The 8,761-nt window shown below is 67.0% G+C and carries 11 protein-coding genes and 1 tRNA gene; 5 read left to right on the top strand and 7 right to left on the bottom strand.

Annotated elements, in window-relative coordinates; translation table 11 throughout:
* Nucleotides 1-653 (top strand): efflux RND transporter periplasmic adaptor subunit (locus RT567_RS10410; RefSeq protein ID WP_313576320.1); only part of this gene is annotated, 653 nt, incomplete at its 5' end.
* On the top strand, nucleotides 653-3,889 hold the full coding sequence (locus RT567_RS10405; protein ID WP_313576321.1) for an efflux RND transporter permease subunit: 3,237 nt from the start codon (nucleotides 653-655) through the stop codon (nucleotides 3,887-3,889). The genes RT567_RS10410 and RT567_RS10405, both read left to right, overlap by 1 nt.
* A gap of 78 nt (nucleotides 3,890-3,967) precedes the next feature.
* On the opposite strand, the gene RT567_RS10400 is transcribed toward RT567_RS10405, so the two are convergent.
* The 5 genes from RT567_RS10400 to RT567_RS10380 form a co-directional block, all read right to left on the bottom strand.
* On the bottom strand, nucleotides 3,968-4,507 hold the full coding sequence (locus RT567_RS10400) for a cytochrome c family protein (protein WP_313576319.1): 540 nt from the start codon (nucleotides 4,505-4,507) through the stop codon (nucleotides 3,968-3,970).
* 78 nt (nucleotides 4,508-4,585) lie between these two features.
* Nucleotides 4,586-5,212 (bottom strand): TetR/AcrR family transcriptional regulator, encoded by a 627-nt coding sequence (locus tag RT567_RS10395; protein WP_313576318.1) that lies wholly within the window; start codon nucleotides 5,210-5,212, stop codon nucleotides 4,586-4,588.
* 107 nt (nucleotides 5,213-5,319) lie between these two features.
* Nucleotides 5,320-5,790 carry a GNAT family N-acetyltransferase gene (locus RT567_RS10390; protein ID WP_313576317.1) on the bottom strand — a complete coding sequence of 157 codons (471 nt, stop codon included), beginning with the start codon at nucleotides 5,788-5,790 and terminating at the stop codon, nucleotides 5,320-5,322.
* Nucleotides 5,791-5,939: 149 nt separating this feature from the next.
* Nucleotides 5,940-6,257, bottom strand: coding sequence for a hypothetical protein (locus tag RT567_RS10385; RefSeq protein ID WP_313576316.1), 318 nt, complete (start codon nucleotides 6,255-6,257; stop codon nucleotides 5,940-5,942).
* Between the two features lie 167 nt (nucleotides 6,258-6,424).
* Nucleotides 6,425-6,500 (bottom strand) — tRNA-Thr (locus RT567_RS10380).
* Nucleotides 6,501-6,551: 51 nt separating this feature from the next.
* Here RT567_RS10380 and RT567_RS10375 point away from each other — a divergent pair.
* Nucleotides 6,552-6,902, top strand: coding sequence for a DMT family protein (locus tag RT567_RS10375; RefSeq protein WP_046653721.1), 351 nt, complete (start codon nucleotides 6,552-6,554; stop codon nucleotides 6,900-6,902).
* Between the two features lie 4 nt (nucleotides 6,903-6,906).
* On the opposite strand, the gene RT567_RS10370 is transcribed toward RT567_RS10375, so the two are convergent.
* On the bottom strand, nucleotides 6,907-7,344 hold the full coding sequence (locus RT567_RS10370; RefSeq protein ID WP_313576315.1) for an HIT family protein: 438 nt from the start codon (nucleotides 7,342-7,344) through the stop codon (nucleotides 6,907-6,909).
* A 113-nt stretch (nucleotides 7,345-7,457) separates the two neighbouring features.
* Between RT567_RS10370 and RT567_RS10365 the strand changes: the two genes are divergently transcribed.
* Together RT567_RS10365 and RT567_RS10360 are read left to right on the top strand one after the other, a co-directional pair.
* Nucleotides 7,458-7,817, top strand: a complete 360-nt coding sequence (locus RT567_RS10365; protein WP_125901974.1) for a phage holin family protein — start codon at nucleotides 7,458-7,460, stop codon at nucleotides 7,815-7,817.
* A 69-nt stretch (nucleotides 7,818-7,886) separates the two neighbouring features.
* A complete protein-coding gene (locus tag RT567_RS10360) occupies nucleotides 7,887-8,456 on the top strand; it encodes a DUF2239 family protein (protein WP_313576314.1) in 570 nt (189 codons plus the stop codon).
* Nucleotides 8,457-8,474: 18 nt separating this feature from the next.
* Here the strand turns inward: RT567_RS10360 and RT567_RS10355 are convergent.
* Nucleotides 8,475-8,761 (bottom strand): SPOR domain-containing protein (locus RT567_RS10355; protein WP_313576313.1); only part of this gene is annotated, 287 nt, incomplete at its 5' end.

Below are 8,761 nucleotides of genomic sequence, written 5' to 3'. Positions count from 1 at the left end.
GGCGCGGCGACCGCATCCTGCGCGCGCCCTTCGCCGGCGTCCTGGGCCTGACCTCGGTCACGCCGGGCACCCTGATCTCGCCCGGCGCGGTCATCACCACCCTGGACGACGCCAGCGGCGTTCGCGTCGATTTCCCCATGCCGGAACGCTATCTGGGCGTCCTGCCGGTGGGCGCGCCGATCACGGCGACCACGGACGCCTTCCCCGGCGAAGAGTTCAACGGCCGCATCGCCTTGCTGGATACGCGGGTCAATGAACAGACCCGCGCCGTCATCGCTCGCGCCGAGTTCCCCAACCCCGGAAACCGCATTCGTCCCGGCATGATGATGCGCGTCGCCGTCCACCAGGGCCGCCGCCAGAGTCTGGCCGTGCCTGAGGCGGCCGTTCAGTATGAGGGCCAGGGCGCCTTCGTCTATCGCATCGCGCGCGGCGAGACGGGCACCACCGCCCAGCGTGTCGAGGTCCAGACCGGCGCGGTCGAGAGCGGCTTTGTCGAGATCGTCTCGGGCCTGGGCAACAATGACCGCATCGTCGCGTCCGGCCTGAACCGCATTCAGCCGGGCGCCCCCGTCACCGTTGAAGGCGCTGAAGGCCAGCAGCGCGGCGCTCCAGCCAAGGGCGGCGCCCGCGCTCCGCAGGCGGCCCGCCCATGATGCTGTCTGATGTTTCGGTCCGACGCCCCGTCTTTGCGGCGGTGGCGGCCATCGTCCTGTGCGTCATCGGCGCGGCGGCCTTCTTCTTCCTGCCGGTGCGCGAACTGCCGGACGTGGACCCGCCGGTCGTCTCGGTCAGCACCAACTACGCCGGCGCCTCGGCCGAGGTGATCGAGAGCCGGATTACTGAGCCGATCGAGCAGCAGATCGCCGGTATTCAGGGTGTCGAGCGCATCAACTCGACCAGCCGCGACGGTCGCTCCAATGTGAACATCGAGTTCTCGCTGGATCGCAATATCGACGACGCGGCCAACGACGTGCGCGACCGCATTTCGCGCGTGCTGGGCCGTCTGCCGGACCAGGCTGACCCGCCGGAAGTGGCCAAGGCCGATTCCGACAGTCAGCCGATCATGATCATGTTCCTGCGCTCCACCACCATGGATCGGCTGGAGCTGACCGACTACGCCCGCCGCTATCTGGTGGACCGTTTCGCCACCGTGCCGGGCGTAGCCCAGGTCAACATTTTTGGCGAGCAACGTTACGCCATGCGCATCTGGCTGGACGCCGGGGCGATGGCGGCGCGGGGGCTGACCGTCACCGACGTCGAGACCGCCCTGAACAATCAGAACGTCGAACTGCCCGCCGGCGCGCTTGAATCGGCGCAGAAGGACTACACCGTCCGTGTGGCGCGCAACTACGCCGATCCGGCCGACTTCGCCCAACTGCCCATCGGCACGCGCGGCTCGGCCTCGACCGCCACGGGCGCTCAGGCGTCCGGCACCCTGGGCGCGGCCTCGGCGGCCATGACCAACGGCGTCACGGGCGCTCTGATCGGCAATGCGGCCTACGTCACCCGCCTGGGCGACATCGCCCGGATCGAAGAGGCGCCCGCCGAGGCGCGTCGTCTGTTCCGCGGCAACGGCGTCGATCAGATCGGCCTGGCCGTCACCCGTCAGGCCCAGTCGAATGACCTGCAGATCTCCGAAGGCGCGCGCAAGCTGATGGAGGAGGTCGCCCACAGCCTGCCGCCCGGCACGACGCTGGAGGTCGGCTCCGACAACTCGGTCTTCACCTCGCACGCCATCGACGAGGTCTGGATCACCATCGGCATCTCCATGGGCCTGGTGGCCCTGGTCAACTTCATCTTCCTGGGCAGCCTGCGGGCGGCGATCATCCCGTCGGTGGTGGCGCCTATCTGCCTGCTGGCGACCTTCATCGTCCTGGCGCCGCTGGGCTTCTCGCTGAACCTGCTGACGTTGCTGGCCCTGGTGCTGGCCATCGGCCTGGTCGTCGACGACGCCATCGTCGTGGTCGAGAACATCCAGCGCCGCCTGGATCACGGCGAGCCGCCGCTGGTGGCCGCCGAACGCGGTGCGCGTCAGGTCTTCTTCGCCGTCGTGGCGACGACGGTCGTCCTGCTGTCGGTGTTCGCGCCGCTGCTGTTCCTGCCGGGCTATGTGGGACGCCTGTTCGTGGAGCTGGCGGCAGCCATTGCAGCGGCCGTGGCCTTCTCGGCCTTCCTGGCGCTCAGCCTGTCGCCCATGCTGGCGTCTAAGATCCTGAAACCGGCGCACACCGGCGGCTGGGTCGCGCGGCGCGTGGATGCGGGCATGGATGCGTTGAAGCGGTCCTATGCGGCTTCGCTGGACGCCTTGCTGGGCCGTCGGATCGCCGTTGGCGGCGTGGCGGCGGTCATCGTGCTGGTTGCGGCTGGAGCCACCGGCATCTTCCTGCACCTGCCGAACGAGCTGGTGCCGAACGAGGACCGCGGTCGCGTGACGTTGCGTATCGCCGGGCCCGAGGGCACGGGTTTCGATTATACGCGCGAGATCATGCTGGGTCTCGAGCCGTTGCTGGCCGAGTATCGTGAGAACGGCGAGGCGGCCAACTACCTGGTGTCGTCGCCCGGTTTCGGCGGCTCGGGCTTCAGCTCGGGCAGCGCCATCCTGAACCTGTCCGACTGGTCCGAGCGTGATCGATCGGCCGACCAGATCGCTCAGGAGCTGAACGGCAAGCTGCGCAATCAGACCGGCGCCCAGGTCAACGCCTCGACGCCCGGCGCCTTCCAGCGCGGCGGCGGCAACTCCAACTCGGTCGAGATGGTCGTCACGGGTTCGGAATACGCCGCCATCTACAACTGGCTGCAGCCCATTCTGGCGGCGGCGCAGGAGAACCCGGGCTTCTCGCGCCCGCGCCTGAACTATGAGCCGAATGCGCCGCGTCTGCTGGTCGATGTCGATCCGCAGAAGGCGGCCGCCCTGGGCGTCTCCTCGCAACAGATCGGCCGCACGCTGGAAACCATGCTCGGTTCGCGCCGCGCCACGACCTACATCAAGGGCGGTCAGGAATACGACGTCATCCTGCAGACCGAGCGCGACAATCGCCGTGAGGTGACGGACCTGGAGTCGCTCTATGTCTCGACCGGCACGGCGCAGCTGGTGCCGCTGTCGGCCGTGGTCACGACCAAGACCTCGGGCGATACGCCCGATCGTCGCCGTCTGGATCGCCAGCGGTCCATCACCCTGGCGGCTGACCTCAACCCCGGCACGACCATCGACGACGCGGTGCAGTTCCTGAGCGCCGAGGTCGCCAAGCAACCGCAGGGCGTGACCAACATCCGCTGGGGCGGCGCCGCCCGCGACCAGCAGGAGGCGGGCAGCGCCGTGGGCTGGGCCTTCGCCCTGGCCCTGCTGCTGGTCTTCCTGGTGCTGGCGGCTCAGTTCGAGAGCTGGATCACGCCTGCGGTCATCATGCTGACGGTGCCTCTGGCGGCGGCGGGCGGGCTGTTCGGCCTGTTGATGGCGGGCTCCAGCCTGAACATCTACAGCCAGATCGGCCTGATCATCCTGATCGGCGTTGCGGCCAAGAACGGCATCCTGATCGTTGAGTTCGCCAACCAGCTGCGCGACCAGGGGCGCAGCATCCGCGAGGCCATCATCGAGTCGGCCGCCCTGCGTCTGCGCCCGATCATCATGACCTCGATCGCCACCGCCTTCGGCGCCCTGCCGCTGGTGCTGTGGCAAGGGGCGGGGGCGGGCAGCCGTCAGACCATCGGCGTGGTGATCTTCACCGGCGCCATGTTCGCGACGGTGCTGACCCTGTTCGTGGTGCCGGTGATCTACGGCGTGCTGGCGCGCTTCACCAAGTCGCCGGAATACACCGCCCGCAAGATCGAGGAGTGGGAGGCGCAGGAGAAGCGCGACGGCCTCGAGCCGGACATGAGCCCGGCGGAATAGACCGCTGGACAGCCTGTGACATGCGAAGGGCGGCGGACCACGGTCCGCCGCCCTTTTGCTTTCAGACTTGCTCCGCCGCTATTCGCCGGTCGGCTTGAACCCCGTCTCGACCTTCAGGAAGGCGATCACGTCACGACGGTCCGTGGCGTCGGGCAGACCGGCGAAGCTCATCTTGTTGCCGGGCAGGAAGGTGCGGGGGTTCTGCAACCAGTGGTCCAGGGTTTCGGCGTCCCAGGTGAAGTCGGCCGTCCGCATGGCGTGGGAATAGCTGTACTTGTCTCGCGCGCCCGCTGGGCTGCCGAACACGCCATAGAGGTTGGGGCCCGTCATGTTCGGTCCGCCCGGCGTGATGGTGTGGCACGAACGGCAACGGGCGAAGGCGCGGCGGCCGTTTTCCAGATCCGCCTGGTCGTAGGGGGCGGGCAGCGACGCCAGCAGGGCGGCCTTTTCGGCCTCGGTCGGCGCGGGGGGCTTGGGCGCTTCGGCTGCGCTGGTCCCTGAACCGTCTGCCCCCTGGCCGCAGGCCGCAAGGCCCAGAGAGACTGTCAGCGCGGCGGCCAGCACGCCGGCCGCGCCGGACGTGCGGCGGATCGTGGGGAAGGACGAAAGACGGAACATGACGCACTCCTTGGCCGACGGTCATGCTTTAGCCCATGAGGGCGCCGTCGCAATGGACAGCTTGTCCAAGCCAGGGCGTCAGCGTCCGGTGGTCAGCTTCACCACGATGTGGGCGGTGGTGTCGATGATGGCCTCGGGCGTATCGGCGCGGCGCATCAGTTCGAAGCCCGCTGCAACGGATTCCACTAGGTTCGCCGTCTCATAGGAGGTCAGGCGTGGATTGAGCCCCTCGGGATGCAGGCCGCTGGCGTGGGCCTGGGCGATGCGACGTTCCAGCGCCAGGTGCAGGCGGCGCAGACGGCGGATGCGGCTCTCGGCGAAGGCGGGCTCGCCCATGTCGGCCAGCATGTGCTCGACGCGCAGCACCGGGCCGTGGTCGCTCCACAGGCCCAGGACTTCCAGCACATAGGCGCGCGCGGCCTCAAAGGCGCGCTCGCCGGACCAGTCGGCGTGGATGTGCGAGGCCAGTCGCTGAAAGTCCTCGCCTGCCTCTTCGCACAGCAGCAGCAAGCCTTCCTCGACCGAGGCGAAGTAGGTGTAGAAGGTCGGCGCCGATACGCTCGCCGCCGCCGCCACGTCGGCCGGACGGATTTCACCCAGGTGCTTGCTGTTCAGCAGACCGCGCAGGGCGTCCAGCAGGGCGCGTCGGGTGCGGGCGCCCCGTGTTCGGATCCTGTGACCCAGCTTGTTGGTCGTCTCGGACATGTGGGAGGCGGCCGAAGTTGCGATGGAAACGGGCCGGAACGGGGAGAAGGCGAAGGCCTAGCGGCTTCCGCCCTCTGCGACAAGCACGACCCAGGTCGCGGCGAGGCCTACAGGGTGGCGCAGACCTCGACCTCGTCGCCGAAGAATCCGCCCGTGGGCACGAAGCCCAGGCGGCGATAGAAGCCCTCAGGGCTGCCTTCGCCCAGGCCATAGCTGGTGTAGAGGGTGGCGTAGCCGCGACGACGCAGGCGCTGCTTCACCATCTCGACGACCCGGCGGCCGACGCCCGCGCCCTGGTGCGGGCCTGCGATCATCAGGCGCCACAGATAGGGGCCGTCGCAGTCGATGCCGTCGTCCCACTCGTCTCCGTCGTTGACCATGACCAGGCCGACGAGGGTTTCGTCCAGGTAGATGGCCCGAAGCCATGTCGCTTCGGAACAGAAACCCTCTGCGATGGACACGCCGTTGTCGGCGACTACAGCGCGTTGCGCCGGCGATAAAGTTTCGCTCAACTCGCAGACTTCGCTGACATTTTCAGATGTGATGCGGCGGAAGGTGATTTCGTTTTCAGGAGACATGGACGGCATATTGCAAAGCTTTTCCATGCTTCGCCCTGCGGCGGATGGACGCCGAACTTTGAGAGGCCGCAAAAGGGGGAGGCGGCTCTCGTCTCGCGGACGCCGTGACGGGCTGTTCGCCGTCCTGCCAGTTTGAAATCAGCGTTTTGCTAGTTCAGAGCGCGGCATTTGGAGGTGGAGTTGTTCATGACCGGATCGTCGATCATGCAGATGACGTATCGTTCTCCGTTCGTGAGAATGAAAGAGAACGACTCTGTATTGGGGTTGTACATCTCTGTCCGATAGTTGGTGTGCGAGACGATCCTCCATCCTGCATTGAGCAATTCGGTCATTGATTGAGAAAGCGGAACCCAATCGGTTGCACGGTGCTGGGGATCGGGGTCCGGAACCCTTTGTCGCCGTGCTTGGGCCTCGACAGCCGTCGGAAGCATCACCAGCAGAGCGAGCAGCAGGGTGAATTGTCGCATTTTTCATCCTCTAGGGCGGCCAACGACGGGCGGGCGAGCGAAGGCTCTGGGCGTTGAGCGTCGTCGGCGGATGGTAGCGTGAGGAATCGCGATCCGTCGATACGGATGACGGCGTCGCATCTCGCGACGCGCGGACGTGACCATTCCCGCCCTGATCGGTAGGAGGGTGGTGCCGGTTGCAGGAATCGAACCCGCGACCTTCGGTTTACAAAACCGCTGCTCTACCAGCTGAGCTAAACCGGCGTGGCCCGCCTTATGCTGGCGGAATCTGTTTGACGCAAGCACACTGATCGAATGCCTTCGCTGCCCTATCTCGCGCCCATCGTCATGCTGGCGCTGTCCAACGTCTTCATGACCTTCGCCTGGTACGGCCACCTGAAATTCGGGGCCAAGCCGCTGTGGATCGTGGTCCTGATCAGTTGGGGCATCGCCTTCTTCGAGTACTGGCTGGCCGTGCCCGCCAACCGGATCGGGCATCAGGTCTATTCGGCGGCCGAGCTGAAGACCATGCAGGAGGTGATCACCCTGCTGGTCTTCGCGATCTTCTCGGTGATGTACCTGGGCGAGAAGCTGACGGTGAACCACCTGATCGGCTTCGCCCTGATCGCTGGCGGCGCCTTCTTCATCTTCAAGGGGCCGCTATAGGCGGTCAGTCCAACGCGGCCGCGATCTTTCCGGCCAGCATTTTTAGATGTTCGGCGTCAGCCATGGGGGCGTGGCCGTGGCCCTTCATCGGACGGTCCGCCCAGCGGGGCACGATGTGGAAATGCAGGTGGAAGACCGTCTGGCCGCCCGCGTCGCCGTTGAACTGCATCAGGCTGAGCCCTTCGGGCTTCAGCGCCTTTTCGACCGCGCGGGCGGTGCGCTGGACGGCGGCGGTCAGCCTGGTCAAGGCCTGCGGCTCGATCTCCAGGATGTTGCGGGCGGTCGAGGTCTTGGACACCACCAGGACGTGACCCTCGGACTGGGGAAACACGTCCATGAAGGCCAGGACGTCGTCGTCCTCCCACACCTTCACGCTGGGCATGTCGCCGCGCAGGATCTTGGCGAAGATGTTGTCCGGATCGTAGGCGCCGTGAAGGCTCATGGGGGTCTCCTTCGGGGTAGGGCGGTCAGCCTAGCAGGCGAACTTGCCCGACGCACGGAGCCGAACGCGGCGATATGCGCTTATATGGTCAAGGTTCTTCAGTTGGAGGCGTCATGCTGGGTTTCATCGTTCAGGCCGTGGTCACGGCGATCGGCCTGTGGGCCTCGGCCAAGCTGGTGCCGGGGGTGGAGTTCACCTCGACGGGGTCGCTGATCGCGGCGGCGGTCATCCTGGGTGTGGTCAACGCCTTCGTGCGGCCGCTGATGGTGATCCTGACCCTGCCGCTGACCATCGTCACCTTCGGCCTTTTCCTGCTGGTGGTGAACGCCGCCATGATCGGTCTGACGGCCATGTTCCTGGGCGGCTTCGTCGTCGACGGACTGTGGGCCGGGATCGGCGCCGCCATCGTCACCGGCGTGGTCAGTTGGATCGCCGGGGCCCTGTTCGGCGGCATGGACGAGCGGCGCTCATAAATTATCCGGGTAATATTGACGCGATAATATCATCCGGGTAATTCCGTTTTCAACAAGTGAGGACGGATTATGACTCTGTGCACAGCCTTCGACGGCCATACGATGATCGCGACCGGGTCGTTGGCTCAGGTCGCTGGTGCGGCGAAGGCCGCGCACGACTCCGGCCGGGCGGTTCTGGTCTTTCGGGATGAGGACGCGCAGCCGGTGGACCTGGATTTGCGCGGCGATCTGACGGCGGTGCTGGCGCGCCTGCCGCCCAAGGCGTCGCCGGAGCCGGAAAAGCGCGGGCCGGGGCGGCCCAAGCTGGGCGTGACGCCGCGTGAAGTCACCTTGCTGCCGCGCCACTGGGACTGGCTGGCGTCACAGCCGGGCGGGGCCTCGGTGGCCTTGCGTAAGCTGGTTGAAGCCGCTCTACGCGAAGCCGAGACGCCGGACCGGATGCGTCGCAGCCGCGAGGCGGCCTATCGCTTCATGACCGCTGTGGCGGGCGACCTGCCGGACTATGAAGAGGCCGTGCGGATGCTGTTCGCGGGCGACTGGACCGCGTTCGACGCCCGCACGGACGCCTGGCCGGCGGACGTGCGTGACTACGCCCGTCGCCTGGCGGAGCCTGGATGGCGTAACGGCCAAGGACGCTGAGAAACCTGGGACGCTGAATCAGCTGGGGCGGATCACCATGCAGGTGACGCGGCGCTCGGACAGGGCTTCGCACGCGGACTCGGCCGACTGCTGGGTCATGCCGGTGAAGCGCGAGCGATACCAGCCGTTCGCCGTCTGCACGTCGCGCTGGGCGCTCGAGAACTGGGTGCGGAAGCGACGGCTGACGTCGTTCAGCCAGTCGCGGGCCACGGCTTCCTCGCGGAAGGCGCCGACCTGGACGGTCCAGCGGCCGGCCGGGGTCGCAGCGGCGGCGCGCGCCGGGGTGTTGCGGGCCGCACGGGCAG

Source organism: Brevundimonas sp. (assembly GCF_032107865.1).
Taxonomy (GTDB): Bacteria; Pseudomonadota; Alphaproteobacteria; order Caulobacterales; family Caulobacteraceae; genus Brevundimonas.
Note: the sequence above shows the minus strand (reverse complement) of the source record. Positions and strands in the feature narration are given on the sequence as shown.

Coding starts and splice junctions, on each gene's coding strand:
- RT567_RS10405 (WP_313576321.1), top strand. CDS start 653: ATGCTGTCTGATGTTTCGGTCCGACGCCCCGTCTTTGCGGCGGTGGCG.
- RT567_RS10400 (WP_313576319.1), bottom strand. CDS start 4,507: ATGTTCCGTCTTTCGTCCTTCCCCACGATCCGCCGCACGTCCGGCGCG.
- RT567_RS10395 (WP_313576318.1), bottom strand. CDS start 5,212: ATGTCCGAGACGACCAACAAGCTGGGTCACAGGATCCGAACACGGGGC.
- RT567_RS10390 (WP_313576317.1), bottom strand. CDS start 5,790: ATGTCTCCTGAAAACGAAATCACCTTCCGCCGCATCACATCTGAAAAT.
- RT567_RS10385 (WP_313576316.1), bottom strand. CDS start 6,257: ATGCGACAATTCACCCTGCTGCTCGCTCTGCTGGTGATGCTTCCGACG.
- RT567_RS10375 (WP_046653721.1), top strand. CDS start 6,552: ATGCCTTCGCTGCCCTATCTCGCGCCCATCGTCATGCTGGCGCTGTCC.
- RT567_RS10370 (WP_313576315.1), bottom strand. CDS start 7,344: ATGAGCCTTCACGGCGCCTACGATCCGGACAACATCTTCGCCAAGATC.
- RT567_RS10365 (WP_125901974.1), top strand. CDS start 7,458: ATGCTGGGTTTCATCGTTCAGGCCGTGGTCACGGCGATCGGCCTGTGG.
- RT567_RS10360 (WP_313576314.1), top strand. CDS start 7,887: ATGACTCTGTGCACAGCCTTCGACGGCCATACGATGATCGCGACCGGG.